This is a genomic window from Bordetella genomosp. 1 (assembly GCF_002261335.1).
In the GTDB taxonomy this organism is placed as follows: domain Bacteria; phylum Pseudomonadota; class Gammaproteobacteria; order Burkholderiales; family Burkholderiaceae_B; genus Bordetella.
On record NZ_NEVL01000007.1, the window covers coordinates 113,456 to 134,105 of the forward strand.

A 20,650-nucleotide genomic window follows, 5' to 3' on the forward strand; every position below is an offset into this window, starting at 1 on the left:
AGGCATGTTAACCGGTCGCCCCTCGCCGCTCTCAGCCGCCCCGTGGCGGCGCGGGCGGCGGCAGCGTGCGGGCCAGCCAGCCCGCGAGCTCGTCGGCCGCGGCGTCGGTGGCCTGGCGCAAGGCCTGCACGCCCCCCGGCGCGTCCTGGGTGGGCGCGGGCACGGCCCGCGCGACGCGGGTCTGGCCCAGCACCTTGCGGTCCTGGATCGCCACCGCCTGCAGCACGATGCGGCCTTCGCTGCGCTGGCCATCGGCCGCGAACACCTGCTCGAAGCGCACCAGCGAGACCTGCAGTTGCACGGCCGCCGGCACCGCGGACTCGACCATCACCGCCCCCTCGAGCGAAAGCCGGTCGATCAGGCGCTCGCGCACCAGGGTTGCGGGCGGCTGGGTCCAGCGATAGGTGGCATAGGACTTCGGCGAGGCGCTCTCGCCCACGCGCCAGATCACGCCGGACTCGTACAGCACCGGCGAGGCCGTGTAGGCGAGCTGGATCGGCACGCGCGGCGGCAGCGGCGACACGGCGGCGGTGTCCGCCGACGGGCCGAGGTCGAACAGGCCGGGCGGGGTGCCCACGCGGCCCACGCTGCAGCCGGCCAGCAGGATCGCGGCCAGCACCAGCGGCGCGCAGCGCGTCAGGGTACGCGGAGTCATCGGCATCATCTCCCAAATCCGGCGAAGCCGGCCTCGCCCGGGCCCGGCACGGAGGGCGCGGGTCCGAACAGAATCGATTGCGGCGTGTCGCCGACGTTGCGCAGCGTGCGGTTGGCGCTGCGCGCCGCGCTGTCGACGCTGCGCGCCATGTTGGTCATGGCCGGCAGGGTCTCGCGGTCGAGGCGCGAGGCCGCGAACGCGATGTCCTGCAGGCTGGTCGTGGCGAGCGAGAGCGGGCCGTCGGGCGCGTTCAGGCGCGCCACCGCCTGCCGCGCCGACTGCGCCAGCTGGCCGATCTCGCGCGAGCTGTTCGACAGCGAGTCCACCAGCGGGCCGGCCTTGGCCAGCGCGGGCGCCAGTTCGCGGCTGGCGGCGCGCAGCTCGCCGGTGATGGCGGTGACGTTGTTGAGCGCATCGGTCAGGGCCTGCACGTTCTGCGGGCTGACGATGTTGCGCAGCTGCTCGGCGGTCTGCTCGAAGTTGTTGAGCAGCGCGCCGCCGCGCTGCTCGACGCGCTCGAGAAAGCCCGGGCGCAGCGGGATCGTGGCCGGCTTCGCCTCGCTGGAAGCGAGGCGGCGGCCCGAACTGCCATCGTCGCGCAGGTCGACGTTGGCCAGGCCGGTCACGCCCTGCACGCCGATCTCGGCCCAGGTGGACGCGGTGATGGGCGTGGTGGGCGCCACGCCGATGCGGATGCGCACCTGGCCCGGCCGGTCGGGGTTCAGGCCGAGCGACTGCACCTTGCCCACCGGCACCCCCTGGTAGCGCACCGCCGACTGCGCCGACAGGCCGCTGACCGGTGTGCTCGAGACGATCTCGTAGATGGTGACGGCGGCGCGGTCGCGCCCGACCCAGATGGCGATGAGTGCGGCCGCCACCAGCAGCACCAGCGTGAATGTGCCCGCCAGCAAGGCATGACTACGGTTTTCCATTGCCCGGTTCCTTGGGTGCCAGGTCTCCGAGCGCGCGTCGGCCGCGTTCGCCCAGGAAGAAGCTGTGTATGAAGGGGTGATCGACCTTCAGTACCTCCGGTACCGTGTCGCAGACGATCACGCGTTTCTCGGCCAGCACGGCCACGCGCGTGGCGAGCGCCAGCAGCGTGTCGAGGTCGTGCGTGACCATGACGACCGTGAACCCGAGCTGGCGGTGCAGCGCGCGGATCAGGTCGACGAATTCATCGGAGCGCACCGGGTCCAGGCCCGCGGTGGGCTCGTCCAGGAACAGCAGCTCGGGATCGAGCGCCAGCGCGCGCGCCAGCGCCACGCGCTTGATCATGCCGCCGGACAGGTCGGACGGCGCCTTCATCGCGTCGCGCGCGGTCAGGCCCACCATCGCCAGCCGGCTCATCACGACGTCGCGCACCAGGTCTTCGGGCACCGTGCGCAGCTCGCGCAGCGGCAGCGCCACGTTGTCGAACACCGTGAGCGCCGAGAACAGCGCGCCGGCCTGGAACAGCATGCCCCAGCGGCGCGACAGGCTGAGGCGGTCGCGGCCCGACAGGCGCGCCAGCTCGTGGCCCAGCACCTCGACGCGGCCCGCGGCCGGCGGATTGAGGCCCAGCAGCGTGCGCAGCAGCACCGTCTTGCCGGACCCCGAGCCGCCCACCAGCGTCATGATCTCGCCCGGATAGACGGTGAGATCGAGCCGGTCGTGCACGACGTGGTCGCCGAACGCGGTGCGCAGACCGTGCACCGCGATGACCGGGGCGACGGTCATTTCGTTGTCGGCGAAGAGGCGGGCCTGGGCGGTGGCGCTCATCAGATCCTCAGCAGGCTCAGGACGACGGCGTAGAGCGCGTCGACCAGGATCACGCCGGTGATGGCGGTGACGACCGAGGCCGTGGTGCCGCGGCCCAGGCTCTCGGTGTTGGGCTTGATGCGCAGGCCGAAGTGGCAGGCCACCAGCGCGATCAGCACGCCGAAGCTCACGCCCTTGGCCACGCCGATCCAGTAGTTGGTGAGCGTGATCGCGTCGGGCAGCGACTTGATGAACCACGCGGCCGACACGCCCAGCTGCGCCTGCGCCGCCAGCATGCCGCCCATCAGCGCCATCGCGTCGGTCCAGATCACCAGCAGCGGCATGGTGATCGCCAGCGCCACCACGCGCGGCAGGATCAGGCGCTGGCTCTGCGAGATGCCCATCACGCGCATCGCGTCGAGCTCTTCGGTGACGCGCATCACGCCGATCTGCGCGGTGATGGCCGAGCCCGAACGCCCGGCCACGAGGATGGCGGCCAGCACCGGGCCGAGCTCGCGCACGATCGACACGCCCAGCAGGCGCACGATGAAACGGTCGGCGCCGAACAGCTGGAGCTGCTGCGCCGAGAGATACGACAGCACCACGCCGATCAGGAAACCCACCAGCGCCGTGATGCCCAGCGCCTGCGCGCCGGTGCGGTAGATCTGGGCCGAGATCTCGCGCCACGGCGCGCGCGCGGGGCGTGCCAGCATGGCGAAGACATCGAGCACCAGCTGCCCCAGCATGATGAGCAGCACCTTGCCGTGGCCGGCCGCGTCGAAGATGGCCTGGCCGATGGCGCGCACCCAGGCGACCGGATCGCGCGGCGGCTCGGGCGGGCAAGGCTCGCCGCGGTGGCGCGCCAGGGTCTCGAAGACGTCGCGCTGGCCGTCGGTGAGGCGGACGCGCTCGGGCAGCTGCTCGCCCCAGGCGCGCCACAGCACGTTGGCGCCGATGGTGTCCAGGCGCACGATGTCGCGCAGGTCCCAGCGGGCCTCGGCGCCGGCGCGTGCCAGCAGCTCGCGGCGCGCCCTCACCTCGCCGGGCGCGGACAGGGCCTCGATGCTCCAGTCGCCCGCGACCACGCAGACGCCGTTGTCCAGCCGCAGCGGCTGGGCGGGTCGGACAGCTGTAGTCGGGTTTTGATGCATGTATCTTCGCAAGGCAGGGCCGTTAGTCGCACCGTAACAGAATCATATACGGCCCGCCGGTGTCGAGTGACCTACAATCCCGCCCATGTCAGTACCCGCCCGCCCCCTAGCCCTGCCCGCGCCCGACGAGCTCGCGCGCGCGATTGCCGCCCGCCTGCCCGGATTCCAGGATGTCGCCTGGGTCGTGCAGACCGGCTCGACCAACGCCGATCTGATGGAACGGGCCCGCGCCGGCGGCGCCGCGCGCCCCTGGCTGTTGGGCGCGCACGCACAGCAGAGCGGCCGCGGCCGCGCCGGGCGCAGCTGGGCCAACACGGCGGGCGCGACCCTGATGGTGTCCTGTGCCTATGAGATCCGCGTGCCGCCGGCACGGCTGCCGGCGATTTCGCCGCTGTCCGGCCTGGCCGCCTGCGAGGCCCTGCGCACGCTGAGCAGTGCGAGCGGGCTGTGCGTCAAATGGCCCAACGACCTGCAATGGCACGACGCCAAGCTCGCCGGCATCCTGGTGGAATCGATCCGCACGCCCGGCCGCGACACCCACACCGTGGTGATCGGCATGGGCCTGAACCTGCGCGACGCCGCGGGCCTGAGCGCCGCGCTCGGCCGCGAGGTGGCCGACTGGAGCCAGGTCACCGCGCATGACGCCGGGCCGGCCGCCGGCGTGGCCGAGCTGGTCGCCGCGCTGGCCCTGTCCTGGCAGGACGCGGTCGCGGCGCTCGAGCAAGGCGGCTTCGAGGCCTTCCAGGCGCGCTACGCCGCGCTCGACGCGCTGATCGGGCGCCCGGTCACCGTCCAGGACCAGGGCCGCGTGCTGCACGAAGGCATCGCCTGCGGTCTCGACGAATTCGGCCGCCTGCAGGTGCGTACCGAGCAGGGCACGATCACCGTGTCGGTGGGCGAGATCTCGGTCCGGGCGCGCGCATGAACCCGCCCGCCACCACCTTGCTCATCGACTCCGGCAACAGCCGCCTGAAGATCGGCCTGCGCCACGCCGACGGCGGCCGCGAAGACCAGCCGCTGGCCTTCGACAACCTGGATTTCGAGGCCCTGGGCCGCTGGCTCGATACGCTGCCGCAGCGGCCCGCCCAGGCCGTGGGCGTGAACGTGGCCGGCGCCGAGCGCGGCCAGGCCATCGCCGACACCCTGTCGAGCCGCGGCTGCGCCGTGCACTGGCAGCAGTCGCGCCGCGAGGCGCTCGGCCTGCACAACCACTACGACCGGCCCGAGCAGCTCGGCGCCGACCGCTGGGCCGCGCTGCTGGGCGTGCTGGCACGCCTGCCGGCGCAGCGCCCGCCGGTGCTGCTGGCCTGCTTCGGCACGGCCACCACCATCGACACCATCGCGCCCGACAACGCCTTCCCGGGCGGCCTGATCCTGCCCGGCCCGGCCATGATGCGCAACGCGCTCAACCGCGGCACCGCCAACCTGCCCTTCGCCGAAGGCGCCATCGCCGACTTCCCCACCAACACGGTCCAGGCCATCGCCAGCGGCATCGGCGCGGCCCAGGCCGGCGCCCTGGTGCGCCAGTGGCTGGTGGCCGAGCGCCGCTATGGCGTCGCGCCGGAGATCTACGTGGCGGGCGGCGGCTGGCCCGAGGTGCGCGAGGAAACCGAACGGCTGCTGGCGGACGCCGGCGCGGTCGCGATGCCGCAGGTGCTGGCGGGGCCGGTGCTCGACGGCCTGGCCGCGCTGGTGGCGCACGGCGCCGTGCAGTCCTGATAAGCTCGCAGTCGATCCGACCCACGGAGAGCCCGATCCATGCGCATTCTGTTTTTCCTGATCGTGTTGGCCAACGTCTGGGCCTATGGCCTGGGCCAGGGCTGGCTCGGGGTGCGCCCCGACGATGAAGGCCGCGACTACCGCCGCGCCGCCCAGGAACTGAACGCCGACCGCGTCGCCGTCCTGCCGCTCACCGCGGCCAGCCAGGGCCGCGCGCCCTGAGATTCAGGGGCGCCCTGCAAAGGGGCGCCCTGCAGAGGGGCGTCCTGAGGGGCGCTCTGGACCGAGCCAGTCGGCCAGGGCGGCCAGCGTGCGCTTCACCGCGCCGGCATGGGCCGCCGTCCAGGCCTGCGCGGCCTGCGCCCTGCGCGCGCGCGCCGGCGCGTCCTGCACCCAATCCAGTGCCAGCGTCACCGCCGCGGCCGCATCGGCCGCGCGTTCGGCCGCGCCGGCCTCGATCGCGTCGGCCACCGCCTGCTCGAAATTGTGCGTGTGCGGCCCCACGATCACCGGCGTGCCTGCCGCGCAGGCCTCGATCAGGTTGTGCCCGCCGAACGGCGCGAAGCTGCCGGCCACGATGGCCACGTCGGCGCTGGCGTAATAGAACGGCATCTCGCCCAGCGAATCCCCCACCACCACATCGATCTCGTCGCCCGGCACCTGTGGCGCCTGCGAGCGGCGCACGCAGCGCAGGCCGGCGCCCTCGAGATGCGCCGCGGCCTCGTCGAAGCGGTGCGGGTGGCGCGGGATCAGCACGAACAGCGCGCGCGAGCGCGCCCGGGCCGCGGCGATGGCGGCCGCGAACATCGCATCCTCGCCTTCGCGCGTGCTGGCGATCACGATGACCGGCCGGGTGCTGGCGACGCGCCAGTCGCGTCCCGCCGCCAGCAGCGCGGGCGGCAGGGTGAGGTCGAACTTGAGATTGCCGGTGACCTGCACGCCGTGGGCGCCGGCCTCGGCCAGCCGCGCGGCGTCGTCGGCGGTCTGGGCCAGCACGCGATCGAGCCGGCCCAGCGCCTCGCGCATCACCGTGCCCTGGCGCCGCGCCCGGCGCAGCGAGCCGGGCGAGAACCGCGCATTGACCAGCGCCAGCGGCACGCCGGCCGCACTGGCCTCGGCCAGCACGTTGGGCCAGATCTCGCGCTCGACGATGAGACCGCAGCGCGGCCGCACCGCGGCGATGAAACGCCGGGCGGAGGCCGGGAAATCGTAGGGCAGCCAGGTCTGGCGTAGCTGGCCGCGCGCGATCGCGGCCTCGAACAGGCGCGCCCCCTCGGCACGCCCGGTGGCGGTCATGTGCGTGAGCAAGACCGGCAGGCCGGCGTCGAGCAGGCCCTGGATCAGCGGCTGGGCGGCGCGGGTCTCGCCCAGGCTGACCGCATGCACCCAGACCGGGGCATCGTCATGCAGGACGGCGGAGGGAACGTGGCCGAAGCGGGCCGAACCGAGGATCTCCCACTGGCCGGGCGTGCGACGCGCGCGGCGCCACATGAACAGCCACAGCAGCGGCGCCAGCGCGCGCAGGGCCAGGGTGTAGCCGCCGCGGCGCATCTCAGGACGCCGCCAGCGCCTGTTCCACCGAGGCCATCACGGCCTCGCGCGACGGCGAGGCGCCGCGATCGCCCAGGCTGGCGGTGAAGTTGGAGCCCACCAGCGGCGTGCGCACCGGGGTGGAGGCACGATAGATGCCGATGGTCGGCCGGCCCAGGGCCGCCGACAGGTGCGTGAGGCCGCTGTCCAGGCCCACCATCAGGCGCGCGCCGGCCAGCAGGCGGGCCACCGAGGTGAGGTCCATGCGCGGCATGATCTCCACGCCCTCCATGCCCGACACCAGCGCGGCGGCGCGCTGCGATTCCTGTTCGTTGCCGGCCAGCAGGCGCAGCGTGCAGCCCGCGCTCTGCAGGCGCCGGAACACGGCGCGCCAGTCGTCTTCGGGCCAGAGTTTGTCGTCGCGGCTGGCCGAGGGCATGATGACCGCATAGCCGCGGTCGCTGTTCACGTGATGCAGGCGGCGGCCGTCGTCGCCGCCCAGCGAGAGCTCGGGCAGCGGATCGGTCATGGGCCGCGCGAAGCCCTGCAGGCCGAAGTCGGGCGCCCCCGCGTAGGTGTAGCCGAAGGTCTGCGCGGCCAGCTTGCGCTGCCGGATCACGGCCGGCTGCCAGAATTCCACGCGATGGCGCACGTTGTAGAACAGCGAGGCCAGCGGCTCGCGCGCCGAGCGCCAGTCCAGCCCGTGGCGCACGCCGTGCGTCTGGCGCACCAGCCAGGCCGACTTCAGCAGGGCCTGCATGTCGAGCACGATGTCGTAGGGCTCGGAGCGCAGCCGCTGCCGCAGCTCCGCGCGCTCGCGCCGCACCTGCTCCGACCACCAGGCCTTGCGCCAGCGCCGATGCGCCACCTTGATGACGTTGCCGACCGCCGGATGCCATGCCGGAATCTCCGCGAAGGCTTCCTCCGCGATCCAGTCGATCTTGGCATCAGGTACATGCCGGGCGATATCCGAGATCGCGGGCAGCATGTGCACCAGGTCGCCTAGCGAGGAGGTGCGGACGATCAGTATGCGTGTGGCCATCAATGAGGAAGCGCCGTGGGGACGGCGCAGGTTCGGTAAATCCTCGGAATGTACAACAATTGGCTACTGCAGCAGTGATACCCGGGGTGCGGGCACCGAGGTTTTTTTCGCATCCTGGGGCGCCGCCGCGGGCGCGGCCTCGCCGTCGCAGACGCCGTCGGGGTTGGGCTGGTACTCCGGCATCCAGTGACGCAACCCCGCGCGCACGTCGTCGTCGCTGACCGGGCTGAGCCGGGTGATCCAGGCGCGGACCTCCGGCAGGAACGTGTCGGGCACCGCCCGCGAGCGCGCGATGCGCAGCTTGGGATGGCAGGTCTCGCGCGTCTGTTCCGAGTCGGCCAAGAGCTCTTCGTAGAGTTTCTCGCCCGGGCGCAGGCCGGTGAAGTGGATCGGAACCTGGTCTTCGGTGTGGCCCGACAGGCGGATCATGTTGCGCGCCAGGTCCACGATCTTGACCGGCTGGCCCATGTCGAGCACGAAGATCTCGCCGCCCTGCCCCATGGCCGCCGCCTGCAGCACCAGTTGGGCCGCCTCGGGGATCGACATGAAGAAGCGGTTGATGTCGGGATGGGTGACCGTGACCGGACCGCCGCGGGCGATCTGCTCCTGGAACTTGGGGATCACGCTGCCCGCGCTGCCCAGCACATTGCCGAAGCGCACGATCTCGAAACTGGTGTTGAGATAGGTCTTGGCCAGGGCCTCGCACATCATCTCGGCGAAGCGTTTGGTCGCTCCCATCACATTGGTGGGGTTGACCGCCTTGTCGGTGGAGATCAGCACGAAGCGCTGGGCGCCATGGCGCGCGGCCGCCTCGGCGGCGCAGTAGGTGCCGAGCACGTTGTTGCGCACCGCCTGCCAGGCGTTGCCGACTTCCATCAGCGGCACGTGCTTGTAGGCCGCGGCGTGGAACACCACGTCGGGGCGATGCTGGCCGAAGATCTCGTCCATGCGCTGGGCGTCCTTCACGTCGCCGGCCAGCGGCACGCGCCGCAGGTCGGGGAAGTGCTGCGACAGCCACTGCTCGATGTTGTAGAGCGCGAACTCGCTCGACTCCACCAGCACCAGCGCGCGCGGCTTGAAGCGCGCCAGCTGGCGGCACAGCTCGCTGCCGATGGAACCGCCGGCGCCCGTCACCAGCACGACCTTGTCGGCCAGCATGTCTTCGACCGGCGCGGAATCGATGCGCACGGGCTCGCGGCCCAGCAGGTCTTCGATATCGACCGGCCGCATGCTGCTGATGGCGATGCGGCCGCTCAGCAACTCATCCGCGCTGGGCACGGTGAACACCTGCGCGCCGGCACGCACGGAGAGGTCCATCACCTTGCGGCGGGCCTCGGCCCTGACCGAAGGCATCGCCAGGATGACGTGGTTGGCCTTTTTCTGCGCCAGCACCTCGGGCAGCTGCGAAATCGCGCCCACGACCGGATAGCCGTAGAGCTCACGGCCCCATTTCTTGGGATCGTCGTCCACCAGCGCGACCACCTGCCAGTCGGCGCTGCGCTGGAGGTCGCGCAACAGCATGTTGGCGCTGGTGCCGGCGCCCACGATCACCACCGGCTTGCCCTGGCCCGCCAGGCGGCCGTACAGACGGTGTTCCTTCCACATGCGCCAGGCGGCGCGGCCGCCGCCCATGATGAGGATCAGCAGCAGCGGATAGAGCACGAGCAGCGAGCGCGGGATCGTGGCTTCGTTCACGCTGATCGCGCGCAGCACGCACAGGGCGAGCGCCGAGACGCCCACCGCCTTGAGCACGCGGCGCAGGTCGGGAAGGCTGGCGAATACCCACATGCCGCGGTACAGGCCAGCCAGGCGACAGGCCACGGCATGCACCAGCGCGAGCACTGGCAACCACTGGAACATCGAGCCCACATAGTAGGACGGCGGCATATCGAAATTGAATCGAATGAAAAAGCCGCCGACCCACGCCACGACCACGGCGAGGATGTCGAACAGGAATACCAGCAGGGAACGGAAAGTGTTGCTCAAAAGCTGCACCTTGCAACGATGTTGTTTGGTTATTTCGCGTGGAACGCAGCCGCTGCGGCCCGCATGAGGCCGGACACGCGCCGGGCGCAGCATAACGGAATACTCTACTCGCCGCCGCCGCTGCCGTCAGCAGGCACGTACCGGGTCAGGCAGGCGCCGGCTCGCGCTGCCCGGCGCGAAACCGCCACGCCAGCACCAGCAACGGCGCATAGGCGCAGACCACGCCCAGGCCCGCATGCACCCCGCCTGTGCCCACCAGCAGGGCCCACGGCAACAACCAGAAAACATTGATCGCGGCGACCGCCAGCGTCACCGGCAGGTGGCGCCCCGCCTGGCGCGAGGCGTACTGGTAGGCGTGCGAACGGTGGGCCTCGTAGACCTTCTCGCGCCGCAGCAGGCGGCGCGCGAGGGTCCAGGAGGCATCGGTGATGAACACGCCGAGCAGGATGATCCAGGCCCAGAACGCCACCGGATCGAGCCAGCCCGCCTGCAGCACCAGGGCGCCCAGCACGATCCCCAGGAAGCCGCTGCCCGCGTCGCCCATGAAGATGCGCGCCGGCGGGAAATTCCAGGCCAGGAAGCCGCACACGGCGGCCGCGAGCAGCATCGGCACCGCGCCCAGCTCGGGCGCGCCCAGCAGGCCGTACAACACGGCGATGCCGATGCAGGCCGACAGCGCCTCGACGCTGGCGATGCCGTCGATGCCGTCCATGAAGTTGTAGAGGTTGAGCAGCCACACCAGGCCGAAGGCGGCCAGCACGTTTGCCAGCCAGCCCGGCACCAGCGCGGGCAGCACGCCCGGCGGCATGCCGCCGACCCAATACAGCAGCCAGGCGGCCGCGCTGAAATGCGCCAGCAGGCGCCAGCGCGCCGCCACGTGGCCATGGTCGTCGAGAAAGCCGATCACCGCGATCAGCAGGCCGGCCCCGCCCACGGCCAGCGCCGTGGTGCCGGCCACCAGCCCGTAGGCCGTGAGCAGCGGCAACAACAGCAGGAACGTCACCACGATGGCGACGCCGCCGCCGCGCGGCGTGGGCGCGGTGTGCGAACTGCGCGCGTTGGGCACGTCGATGATGCTGCGCGCGAGCGCATAGCGGCGCAGCTGGCCGGTCATCCAGACCGACAGCACCAGCGCCAGGGGCAGCACCCAGTAGAGAGTGGAAAGCGTAGACATCACGGAACTCTAGAAGCGGCCGGTCGCGGCCAGCATTTCGTCGAGCCAGCCCTCGAGGCGATAACGCTGATAGATCTCCGGCGCGATGTCTTCGTAGGGCCGCGTGAAGAAATCGTCGGGGATGCGGGGCTGCTGGCGATCGATGATGCAGACGTTGGCGGGACGATAGAAATCGTAGTCGCGCACGGCGGTATTGGTGGTGACCAGCTTCTTGCGCGCGCCCAGCGTCTCGAGGGTACGCATCGTCAGGCCGGTCTGCTGCGCGTGCTCCACGTCGAGGATGGCGCGCGAGTTGTTGAAGATCGACTGCACCGTGGCCTTCGCCAGCGGCTCGAAGCGGAACGCCGAGCGCGGCGCGTTGCGGAAGTCGCGATACAGCACGCGGTAGGCCCAGTAGACCCAAGGCGCCTGGAGGTACAGGTACCAGTGCGGCACGGCGCCCGCCGGCAAGGCGGCGTTCACGCGCGAGACGACGGCGTAGCGATCGGTGTGCGCCGTACCCACGAAGCTGATGTCGTAGTCGGGCTGCGCCACCGGCTCGCGCTCGAAGCCGCGCACGAAGAACAGCGGGCGGAAATTGAGCTGGTAGCGTTCGGCGTCGTTGCGGTCGAACGTGAAGACATGGTCGAAGTACTTCATGTTCGTCACCGCGTTGGGGCGGTTGCCGAACGAATCCCACATGTACATCACGAACACCGCGCCGGGAAAGCGCTTGCGCCAGTCCTGCAGCGTCTGTTCGGACAGCGTCTGGCCATTCACCACGAACACCAGGTCGTAGTCGGCGCCCGGCAGGGCCGCGAGCGCGTCGCGGTAATAGCGGTCGGCGGCCTTGATGATCCAGTCGCGCTTGAAGCGCGTTACCGCTGTCATGAAGGGCGTGTTGAACGGCCGGTCGAGCAGGAAATCGGCGTGGGCGCCGCGTCGGCGGAACTCCTCGCCGATGTCCTGTTCGTAGCCGAAGAACTTGGGCGCCACGTAGAGCACCCGTTTGTTTTGCAGCGAGATCATTCGGTGCCTTCAGGAGAGCCGCGAACCACGCGCGCGGGGATGCCGGCCACGACCACCCGGTCGGGGACCGACATCAGCAGCACGGAATTGGCGCCCACGGTCACGTTGTTGCCGACCGTGATGCCGCCCAGGATCTTGGCGCCGGCGCCGCACATCACGTTGTCGCCCAACACCGGCCGGTGCGCGGCGTCGTAGGTGAAGTCCAGGTCGCGCGCGCCCAGCGTGACGCCCTGGTAGATCACGGCGTTGGCGCCGATGCGCTGCGCGCCGATCACGGTGCCCTGGGTGTGCGGGAAGAACACGCCCGGCCCGATGTCGCAGCGCGGCGCGATCTCCAGCCCGAACACCATGAAGTTCAGCAGCGAGAACACCTTCGCCAACGGACCCAGCCCGGCGCGGTCGCTGCATTGCGCCAGGCGGCACAGCAGCACCGGCGCGAAGCGCGGCGACAGCGCGCTCAGCCAGAGGCGGCGCGTGTTGCCGGCGGCGAACAACTCGCGTTGTCGCACCAGGTCGGCGCGCAGCAGGGCGCGCAGGCCGAGACGGACGGGAACGGCGTGTTCCATGGTCAGTTCATCAGCTTGCGTTCGCGCAGCTCGCGATTGGCCTGCTCCAGGCGGTCTTCGGCGATGGGCTGCTCCAGCACCCAGGCCGCGAAGCGGCGCAGGCCCTCGGCCAGCGAGACGCGCGGCGTCACGCCCAGCTTTTCGCGCAGCAGGGTCACGTCGGCGATGTTGTGGCGGATGTCGCCGATCCGGAACTGGCCGGTGACGACCACGTTCGGCTCCTTGCCGTAGGCCCGCGACAGCTCCTCGGCCACTTCGCGCACCGAGGTGGCGACGCCGCTGCCGACGTTGATCACGCAGTCGGGCGACTCGGCCGCCAGCACGCCGCCGAGCAGCGCATCGGTCACGTCGTCCACGTGCACGAAGTCGCGGCTTTCGAGGCCGTCCTCGAACAGCGGCAGCTCGGAGCCGCGGCGGATCTTGGTCGAGAAGATCGAGAGGATGCCGGTGTAGGGATTGTGCAGCGACTGGCGTTCGCCGTAGACGTTCTGCAGGCGGAAGATGGCATAGCCGATGCCGCCCGCCTGGCAGGCGATGCGCACCAGGTCTTCCTGCGCGTACTTGGTGGCCGCGTAGATCGAGGCCGGCGAGAGCGGATCGCTCTCGCGCGTGGGCACCATGCGCAGCTCCTCGCCCGTCTGCGGGCAGCGCGGCTCCCATTGCTGGGCCGACAGCTCGGCGCCGGTGCGCATGCCGGGGAACACCCGCGCGCCGTCGCTGGGGCGCTCGTAGGCGCCCTCGCCGTAGACCGAACGGCTCGACGACAGCACCACGCGGTTGACCGCGTGACCGTCCATCTTGCCCAGCACGTCGAACAGCAGCGCGGTGCCCTGGCTGTTGACCTCGTTGTAGCGCGCGATCTCGTACATCGACTGGCCGGTGCCGGTCTCGGCGGCGAGGTGCACGATCGCATCCACGCCCTTGAGCACGCGCTCCAGGTCGGGGCGCGAGGTCACGCTGCCGCGCACGAATTCGACGCCGGGCTGCTCGAGCCATTCGAGGCCGGCGGGCACGGCGTTATGCACCTGCGGGATCAGCGGATCGAGGATGCGCACGGCCAGGCCGCGGGCCAGCAGTTTCGGCGTGAGGTGCGAGCCGATGAAGCCCGCGCCGCCGGTAATCAGTACAGTTTTGATCGTCATGGTGAATTCAGAAAAGATCGCCTGCGTCGCGCGCCTCGGCCAGCGTGGGCGCCTCGGCGTCCTTGGCCGCCAGCACGGGCGTCAGGTCGGGCCACTCGATGCCGATGGCCGGGTCGTCCCAGCGCACGGCGCGCTCGCAATCGCGGGCGTAGTAGTCGGTGGTCTTGTAGAGGAAATGCGTGTCGTCTTCGAGCGCCATGAAGCCATGCGCAAAGCCCTCGGGAATCCACAGCATGCGGTGATTCGCCGCGCTGAGCTCGACGCCGACCCACTGGCCGAAGGTGGGCGAACCCACGCGCACGTCCACCGCGACGTCGAAGGCCGCGCCGGCGACCACGCGCACGAGCTTGCCTTGCGGATGCGGCGCCTTCTGCAGGTGCAGGCCGCGCAGCACGCCCTTGGCCGACAGCGAATGGTTGTCCTGCACGAAGGGGCGCGGCGGGGTCAGTCCGAAGGCGCGCAGGCCGTCGTGGAAGCGCCGGTCGCTGTAGCTCTCGGCGAACCAGCCGCGGTCGTCGGGAAACAGCGTCAGGTCGATCACCACGACCTCGGGCAGGCGGGTCTGGGTCAGCTTCATCGGGTGGGCTCCTGCAACAGCTTCTTGAGATACTGGCCGTAGCCGGTCTTGGCCAGGCGCTCGGCCTGCGCATCGAGGCTGGCGGCGTCGATCCAGCCCGCATGGAACGCGATCTCCTCGAGGCACGCCACCTTCAGCCCCTGGCGCTGCTCGATGGTGCTCACGAAGTGGCTGGCCTCGAGCAGCGACTCGTGCGTGCCGGTGTCGAGCCAGGCAAAGCCGCGGCCCAGCATCTCGACGTTGAGCGAGCCGCGCTCCAGGTAGCAGCGGTTCACGTCGGTGATTTCGAGCTCGCCGCGCGCCGAGGGCTTGATCGACTTGGCGATCTCGACCACGTCGTTGTCGTAGAAATACAGGCCGGTGACGGCGTAGTTCGACTTGGGCTTGGCCGGCTTTTCCTCGATGCTGATGGCCTTGCGCTGCGCGTCGAACTCCACCACGCCGAAGCGCTCGGGATCCGAGACGTGATAGCCGAACACAGTGGCGCCCTGCTTGCGGCTGGCCGCGGCCTTCAGGTTGGCCGAGAAGCTCTGGCCATAGAAGATGTTGTCGCCCAGGATCAGACAGGCGTCGTCGTGGCCGATGAACGATTCGCCGATCAGGAAGGCCTGCGCCAGCCCGTCGGGCGAGGGCTGCTCCGCGTAGCTGAGCGAAATGCCGAAGTTCGACCCGTCGCCGAGCAGCTTCTGGAAGGCCGGCAGGTCGACCGGCGTCGAAATGATCAGGATGTCGCGTATCCCCGCCAGCATCAGCACCGACAGCGGGTAGTAGATCATCGGCTTGTCGTAGATCGGCAGCATCTGCTTGGAGACGCCGAGCGTGATGGGGTGCAGCCGGGTGCCGGAACCTCCGGCCAGAATGATGCCTTTGCGGGATGTCATGATCAGTTCGTCAGGATTTCGTTCAACATGCGCGTCACGCCCGCGCGCCAGTGCGGCAGGCGCAGGCCGAAGGCCGCTTGGAGGCGCGACGTGTCCAGGCGCGAATTGCGCGGACGCGGCGCCGGCGTCGGATACTCTGCCGAGGGGATGCCCAGGACCTCCTGCACCGCGAGCGTCTTGCCGAGCGCGCGCGCGGTGTCGATCACGTGGCGTGCGTAATCGCACCACGACACCTCGCCCGCGGCGCTCAGGTGATAGCACCCGGCCAGCGCATCACGCTCGCGCGCCTGCAACAGCGCCAGCGCGGTCACGTCGGCGATCAGGTCCGCGCCGGTGGGCGCGCCGATCTGGTCGTCGACCACGCGCAACTGCGGCCGCTCGGCGGCCAGGCGCAGCATCGATTTGGCGAAGTTGCCGCCTCGCGCTGCATAGACCCAGCTGGTGCGCAGCGTGAGATGGCGCACGCCGCTGCTCGCGATCTCCCGCTCGCCGGCCAGCTTGCTGCGGCCATATTCATTGAGCGGGCCGACTTCGGCATCCTCGGCACGTGCCATCGTACCGCTGCCGTCGAAGACGTAATCGGTGGAATAGTGCACCAGCCAGCCGCCCAGGGCGGCCATTTCGCGCGCGAGCACGCCGGGCGCCTCGGCATTGATGGTCCAGGCCAGCTCGCGCTCCTGCTCGGCCCGGTCGACCGCGGTGTAGGCGGCCGCGTTGACGAGCACGTCGGGGCGCACCGCGCGCACCGTGGCCGCGAGCGCGGCGGGATCGGCCAGATCGCCGTGCAGCCCGGCCTCGCCATGGCGATCCAGCGCCACCAGCTCGCCCAGCGGCGCCAGCGCGCGCTGCAGCTCCCAGCCCACCTGTCCGTTCTTGCCCAGCAGCAGGATCTTCATCGCGTGCCCGCCTGCTCGCCGTATTGCTTGTCGAGCCACTGGCGGTAGGCGCCGCTCTTGACGCCGTCCACCCACCCGGAGTTGTCCAGGTACCACTGCACCGTCTTTTGCAGGCCGGTCTCGAAGGTCTCGCGCGGACGCCAGCCGAGCTCGCGCTCGATCTTGCCCGCGTCGATCGCATAGCGGCGATCGTGGCCGGGGCGGTCCTGCACATAGGTGATCAGGTCGCGGTAGTGGCCCTCGGCGCGCGGCCGCAGCGCCTGCAGCAGGTCGCACAGCGCATGCACCACGTCGAGATTGCGTTTCTCGTTGTGGCCGCCGATGTTGTAGGTCTGGCCCACCGCGCCGGCCGTCAGCACCGTGACCAGGGCGCGAGCATGGTCCTCGACGTACAGCCAGTCGCGGATCTGGTCGCCCTTGCCATAGATCGGCAGCGGCTTGCCCTCCAGCGCGTTGAGGATCATCAACGGGATCAGCTTCTCGGGGAAGTGATAGGGGCCGTAGTTGTTCGAGCAGTTGGTGACCAGCACGGGCAGGCCGAACGTCCGGTGCCAGGCGCGCACGAGATGGTCGGAGCCGGCCTTGGTGGCCGAATAGGGCGAGCTCGGCGCGTACGGCGTGGTCTCGACGAACAGCGATTCGTCGTCCTCCAGGTCGCCGTAGACCTCGTCGGTGGAAATATGGTGGAAACGGAATGCCTGGCGGGCAGCCGGCTCGAGCGTGGCCCAGTAGGCGCGCGCCGCTTCGAGCAGGGTATAGGTGCCGACCAGGTTGGTCTGGACGAAGTCGGCCGGTCCGTCGATGGAGCGGTCCACGTGCGACTCGGCCGCGAGGTGCATGATCGCGTCGGGCCGGTGTTCGCGCAGGACGCGGTCGAGCTCGGCGCGGTCGCAGATGTCGACCCGCTCGAAGGCATGGCGCGGGTCGTCCGCGCACTCGGCCAGCGAGGCCAGATTGCCCGCGTAGGTGAGCTTGTCGACGTTGACCACGCTATGTGGCGTGTCGCGCAGCACATGCCGTACGACCGCCGAGCCGATGAATCCGGCTCCCCCACTGATCAGTATTTTCATAGATTTATTACCAAGCCACGTCCGACGGCCCGCGTCCCCGGTCGGCGCGGCTGCCAGCGCCTGTCGGCGTTCAGGCGCGAAATTTTACCAATTGTAGCGACCCGCCCTCCGGCGCCAGGGACACGGGGCGGGGGCCGGCACCCACTCGCACATCCGCCACCTCCGGGGCCAGCATGCGCCGGTGAGCATAGATCGCCATCGCGTAAATGAATCCAAACATCGGTGACGACACATAAAACTGAAACAGGAACACCACGATCGCCGACAGCACGATGAAGCGCTGCGGCCGCGGCACGGGGACCGAGGCGATGCGCGAGATGATGATCGCCAGCGGCGGCACGGCCAGGAGGCCACATTGGAACACCAGGATGCCGTAGCCCGAGGGCGGCCCGCCGTCGCTGATGGAGAACAGCCAGTCGAACTGTTTGAGAATGGAGGCCGCGGCCTGTTGCCAGGCGTCGAAACCCATCCCGTGCGGCATCAGCCAGTCCTGGAACAGATACATCGTGGAGGCCGCCAGACCGCCCAGGCGCGCGTTGGCGCTGCGATCTCGCAACAACTGCGACGGGTCCTGCAGCATTTCGCCCAGCAGGATGGCCATCCGGCTGCCGCTGGGCAGCACGCTGTCGTGCAGGCTGAGCAGCAGGCTGAGCCCGAGCAGGCCGGCGGCGGCCACCACCACGAAGCGGGTCGGGCGCAGGCAGGCGAACCATGCGAAACCCAGCGCCAGCACCAGCAGCGCGTTGGACGACTTGGCCAGGATCAGCACCGAAACGAGGCACAGCAGCACCACCCAGCGCCCCAGGCCCAGCAGGCTGGCCGCGGCGGCCAGCAGCATCATGTGGAAGGCGTGATGGGTGGGCTCGGGGGCCAGCGACAGCACGCCGCGGCCCGAGGCCGCCATGTCGAGCGCCACGCCGGCCCAGGGCCCGACCAGGAAGGCCAGGAAGTCCGGCTTGATGCGCCACTGCACGATCGCGGTGAAAAACCACGCGAACAGGGCAAACAGCACGACGCGCCGCGTCAGCTCGGGGTAACGGGTGGCGCAGAACAGCGCCGCCCCGCCCACCACCAGCGGCGACAGATAATTCAGCAGGTATTTGATCTCCTGCACGTTGTCGTACGGAAACGCGCTGAGGAAGAATACCGACACGCCCAGCAGCGCCAAGCCGAACAGCGCCCAGCGGTCATGGCGGCTCATGGCCGCGCAGATCGGCGTGAAGCGCATCAGGAAAATCATGCTGCCCAGCAGCATCGCATAGGGCTGGGTATAGCCGCTGGACGGCACGATCTGCGTATAGGGAAATACGGTTGCCAGCAGGAACAGGCCACACACTACGTACATGACGCTCTCCGCGTATCACTGACTGGCGGCCACGCCCGCACGGCCGGCCTCATCGTGCCGCCCTGCCGGCGACCACCAGCGCGAGCAGCTGCGCGGCCTTGGCGAGGAATACGGATCCGATGAACCATTCCAGCGGCCAGGCATTATGGCTTCCGATTATGAAGCAGCCCACCAGCAAAATGGCGCCGATTATACTGGCCGCCAATACGCCATTTTCCTGGTCGCGCGACAACAGATAAAACTCGATCACCGTATATATCTGCATGGCGGCAACGCCGCCCGCCAGGATTATCGACAGCGGCGAGAGCGTGTATTTATCGAAAAACGACGCGGGCCAGTTCAGCCATTCGAGCAGCAGCAGGGTGCCGACCATGCCGCCGGCCACCAGCAACAGCCCCGCGAACACCAGCCAGATGCGCCGCACGGCGTCGTAGCCGGTATTGCCGGCATAGCTGGCCTTGATGAAGGTGGTGCCGATGCGCTGGGCCAGGATGCCGACCAGCAGCTGCCCCACCTGGAACACCATGGCGAGCACGCCATACGAACCGGCCGCCGCCGCACCCAGGGCGGCGTTCACGAAGGCGCGGTCGCCCAGGCCGGTCACCGACGACAGCGTGTTGGCCAGATACAGGCGCAGGCCGTCGTGGCGGTTCTCGGGCACCAGTTCGGCCACCTCGCCCGAGCCGGCGGGCAGGTCGCGATAGGCGCGCAGCGCGATCCAGCGCCCTTGCGCCAGCGACACCACACAGGCCAGCACCTCGCCCGTCAGGGCCCCCTCCCAGCCCGCCAGCGCGCCGCCGGTGATGGCCGCGACGAAGGCAAAGCTGCTGCGTGCCAGGCTGAACGAGGCCAGCGCGCTGGCGCGGTCGACGGCGCGCAGCAACGACGCCATCAGCGCCTGCAGCGCCGTACCCAGCCCGAACAGGGTGCCGATCACCACGTCCAGGCGCGAGTACGACCAGCCGAACACGTCGTTGATGGCGGCGAGCAGCACCGCCACGGCGAGAAAGCGCAGCGTCACGCGCACGACGATGGACCGGGCGTCGCTGCCGATCGCGGCGCGCTGGCCGGCCACCCACAGGCGCGGGTAGCGTTTGATGGTGCCCTCGATCGCGCCGAAACTCAGCACGCTCGCCGACAGCATGGCCACGCCGACGATGGACACGTAGTCGCCGAAGGCCGCGCCCGGCATGATCTTGGCGAGCGCCAGGATCTTGACGAAACCCAGGCCCGAGGCCACCAGCATCAGGGCAAAGAAGGCTTTCACGGCGCGGTCCGTCCGTGGCCGCGGTGTCGCACCGGGGTCATCCGTTGAGCCGCAGCAGCGTGCGCAGGAAGCGCTCGCTCAGGTCGGGCCGGACTTCGCGCGCCACGTCGAACAGCGCCTGCGCATTGGCGTCGACCAACGGGATCGGCGGCACGAACGGGCGGTCGGTATTGAAGGTCACGAAGATGGCCAGGCGCGGATTGCGGCAGCGGCTGCCATAGTGATAGCAGGCCGCGGGGTCGACGAACACCGAGGTGCCGGCCGTGCCCTTGAAGTAACGCACCTCGCCGTCGCCCAGCTCGCGCGCGAACTGCGCGTCGTCGATACGCCGCACGAACGGCGAGCGGCGGATGCGGGCGCTGTCGGCGCGGTCGACGAAGGCGAACGGACCGTCCTGCGGCTCCTGCACGTCGTTCAGGTAGGTCATGCAATGCAGCGAGCGCGAATCGCCGTAGTCCTTGTGCCACAGCTGGCTCTCGCGCGGCGCGCCCTCGGTGGGGTAGGAATACAGCACCTGGATGCTGTCGAGCGTCACCTGGTTGCCGAAGTATTCGGCGGCCCGGCCCAGCACGGCCTCGGAGAACGCGAAGCGCACCACGGGGTTGTCCGCCCGGATGTCTTCGGCGCGGAACAGGTTCACGAACGGATGGCCGGTAGTGCGCGCCTGCACCTCGGCCGTGCGCGGCCGGTAGATGGCGGAGATCGCCTCCAGCGCCTGCGGGCCGAGCGACGGGCCCGGCGCATAGCCGCGGGTCTGCACGTCGTTCATCTCGCGCGAGGGCATGGCCCAGCGCTCGCGCGCGACACGGCGGTTGGTCGAGAGCGTCTGCAGATAGCGCAACGGCACCAGACGCCAGCGGATGAAACTTGCCACGGAACGGATCGACATGATGGCTCCTCGGAA

21 protein-coding genes are annotated in these 20,650 nt (G+C 69.9%); 3 read left to right on the plus strand and 18 right to left on the minus strand.

What is annotated here, in order from left to right:
- Positions 1–31: 31 nt before the first annotated feature.
- The 4 genes from CEG14_RS24740 to CEG14_RS24755 are packed head-to-tail and all read right to left on the minus strand — an operon-like array spanning position 32 to position 3,543.
- Positions 32–655: an ABC-type transport auxiliary lipoprotein family protein gene (locus CEG14_RS24740; protein ID WP_094829229.1), complete on the minus strand. Its 624-nt coding sequence runs from the start codon at positions 653–655 to the stop codon at positions 32–34.
- 5 nt (positions 656–660) lie between these two features.
- Entirely contained in the window at positions 661–1,587 is a 927-nt protein-coding gene (locus CEG14_RS24745; protein ID WP_094829080.1) for an MlaD family protein, read from the minus strand.
- Complete coding sequence (locus CEG14_RS24750) at positions 1,574–2,413, minus strand: ABC transporter ATP-binding protein (protein WP_094829081.1); 840 nt, start codon at positions 2,411–2,413, stop codon at positions 1,574–1,576. Before CEG14_RS24750 ends, CEG14_RS24745 begins: the two co-directional genes overlap by 14 nt.
- Positions 2,413–3,543, minus strand: a complete 1,131-nt coding sequence (locus tag CEG14_RS24755; protein WP_094829082.1) for an MlaE family ABC transporter permease — start codon at positions 3,541–3,543, stop codon at positions 2,413–2,415. The genes CEG14_RS24750 and CEG14_RS24755 overlap by 1 nt, the downstream gene beginning before the upstream one ends.
- A gap of 85 nt (positions 3,544–3,628) precedes the next feature.
- On the opposite strand from CEG14_RS24755, the gene CEG14_RS24760 reads away from it, so the two are divergent.
- Genes CEG14_RS24760 through CEG14_RS24770 form a run of 3 tightly spaced genes read left to right on the plus strand, consistent with a single transcriptional unit; the run spans position 3,629 to position 5,484 of the window.
- Entirely contained in the window at positions 3,629–4,468 is an 840-nt protein-coding gene (locus CEG14_RS24760; protein ID WP_094829083.1) for a biotin--[acetyl-CoA-carboxylase] ligase, read from the plus strand.
- Positions 4,465–5,262 carry a type III pantothenate kinase gene (locus CEG14_RS24765; RefSeq protein ID WP_094829084.1) on the plus strand — a complete coding sequence of 266 codons (798 nt, stop codon included), beginning with the start codon at positions 4,465–4,467 and terminating at the stop codon, positions 5,260–5,262. Before CEG14_RS24760 ends, CEG14_RS24765 begins: the two co-directional genes overlap by 4 nt.
- 39 nt (positions 5,263–5,301) lie before the next feature.
- Positions 5,302–5,484 (plus strand): hypothetical protein, encoded by a 183-nt coding sequence (locus CEG14_RS24770; RefSeq protein WP_094829085.1) that lies wholly within the window; start codon positions 5,302–5,304, stop codon positions 5,482–5,484.
- A gap of 3 nt (positions 5,485–5,487) precedes the next feature.
- Here CEG14_RS24770 and CEG14_RS24775 read toward each other — a convergent pair whose 3' ends face one another.
- The 14 genes from CEG14_RS24775 to CEG14_RS24840 form a co-directional block, all read right to left on the minus strand.
- Positions 5,488–6,813 (minus strand): 3-deoxy-D-manno-octulosonic acid transferase, encoded by a 1,326-nt coding sequence (locus CEG14_RS24775; RefSeq protein WP_094829086.1) that lies wholly within the window; start codon positions 6,811–6,813, stop codon positions 5,488–5,490.
- A 1-nt stretch (position 6,814) separates the two neighbouring features.
- On the minus strand, positions 6,815–7,834 hold the full coding sequence (waaC, locus tag CEG14_RS24780; protein ID WP_094829087.1) for a lipopolysaccharide heptosyltransferase I: 1,020 nt from the start codon (positions 7,832–7,834) through the stop codon (positions 6,815–6,817).
- 63 nt (positions 7,835–7,897) lie between these two features.
- Positions 7,898–9,820 (minus strand): nucleoside-diphosphate sugar epimerase/dehydratase, encoded by a 1,923-nt coding sequence (locus CEG14_RS24785; protein WP_306437069.1) that lies wholly within the window; start codon positions 9,818–9,820, stop codon positions 7,898–7,900.
- A gap of 145 nt (positions 9,821–9,965) precedes the next feature.
- Positions 9,966–10,994, minus strand: coding sequence for an MraY family glycosyltransferase (locus CEG14_RS24790; RefSeq protein WP_094829230.1), 1,029 nt, complete (start codon positions 10,992–10,994; stop codon positions 9,966–9,968).
- A gap of 9 nt (positions 10,995–11,003) precedes the next feature.
- A complete protein-coding gene (locus CEG14_RS24795; protein ID WP_094829089.1) occupies positions 11,004–12,002 on the minus strand; it encodes a hypothetical protein in 999 nt (332 codons plus the stop codon).
- Positions 11,999–12,568 carry a serine O-acetyltransferase gene (locus CEG14_RS24800; protein WP_094829090.1) on the minus strand — a complete coding sequence of 190 codons (570 nt, stop codon included), beginning with the start codon at positions 12,566–12,568 and terminating at the stop codon, positions 11,999–12,001. Before CEG14_RS24800 ends, CEG14_RS24795 begins: the two co-directional genes overlap by 4 nt.
- 2 nt (positions 12,569–12,570) lie before the next feature.
- Complete coding sequence (locus CEG14_RS24805; protein WP_094829091.1) at positions 12,571–13,710, minus strand: NAD-dependent epimerase/dehydratase family protein; 1,140 nt, start codon at positions 13,708–13,710, stop codon at positions 12,571–12,573.
- A 7-nt stretch (positions 13,711–13,717) separates the two neighbouring features.
- The gene (gene rfbC, locus CEG14_RS24810; RefSeq protein WP_094829092.1) at positions 13,718–14,287 is read right to left on the minus strand and encodes a dTDP-4-dehydrorhamnose 3,5-epimerase; all 570 of its coding nucleotides are present in this window, start codon (positions 14,285–14,287) and stop codon (positions 13,718–13,720) included.
- Complete coding sequence (gene rfbA, locus CEG14_RS24815; RefSeq protein WP_218831361.1) at positions 14,284–15,168, minus strand: glucose-1-phosphate thymidylyltransferase RfbA; 885 nt, start codon at positions 15,166–15,168, stop codon at positions 14,284–14,286. The genes rfbC and rfbA overlap by 4 nt, the downstream gene beginning before the upstream one ends.
- Before the next feature lie 2 nt (positions 15,169–15,170).
- Entirely contained in the window at positions 15,171–16,064 is an 894-nt protein-coding gene (gene rfbD, locus CEG14_RS24820) for a dTDP-4-dehydrorhamnose reductase (RefSeq protein ID WP_094829093.1), read from the minus strand.
- Positions 16,061–17,134 (minus strand): dTDP-glucose 4,6-dehydratase, encoded by a 1,074-nt coding sequence (gene rfbB, locus CEG14_RS24825; RefSeq protein WP_094829094.1) that lies wholly within the window; start codon positions 17,132–17,134, stop codon positions 16,061–16,063. The genes rfbD and rfbB overlap by 4 nt, the downstream gene beginning before the upstream one ends.
- A 70-nt stretch (positions 17,135–17,204) precedes the next feature.
- Positions 17,205–18,479 (minus strand): hypothetical protein, encoded by a 1,275-nt coding sequence (locus CEG14_RS24830; protein ID WP_094829095.1) that lies wholly within the window; start codon positions 18,477–18,479, stop codon positions 17,205–17,207.
- A gap of 49 nt (positions 18,480–18,528) precedes the next feature.
- Positions 18,529–19,746: a hypothetical protein gene (locus CEG14_RS24835; protein ID WP_143277279.1), complete on the minus strand. Its 1,218-nt coding sequence runs from the start codon at positions 19,744–19,746 to the stop codon at positions 18,529–18,531.
- A gap of 37 nt (positions 19,747–19,783) precedes the next feature.
- Entirely contained in the window at positions 19,784–20,635 is an 852-nt protein-coding gene (locus tag CEG14_RS24840) for a hypothetical protein (RefSeq protein WP_094829097.1), read from the minus strand.
- Positions 20,636–20,650: the final 15 nt, after the last annotated feature.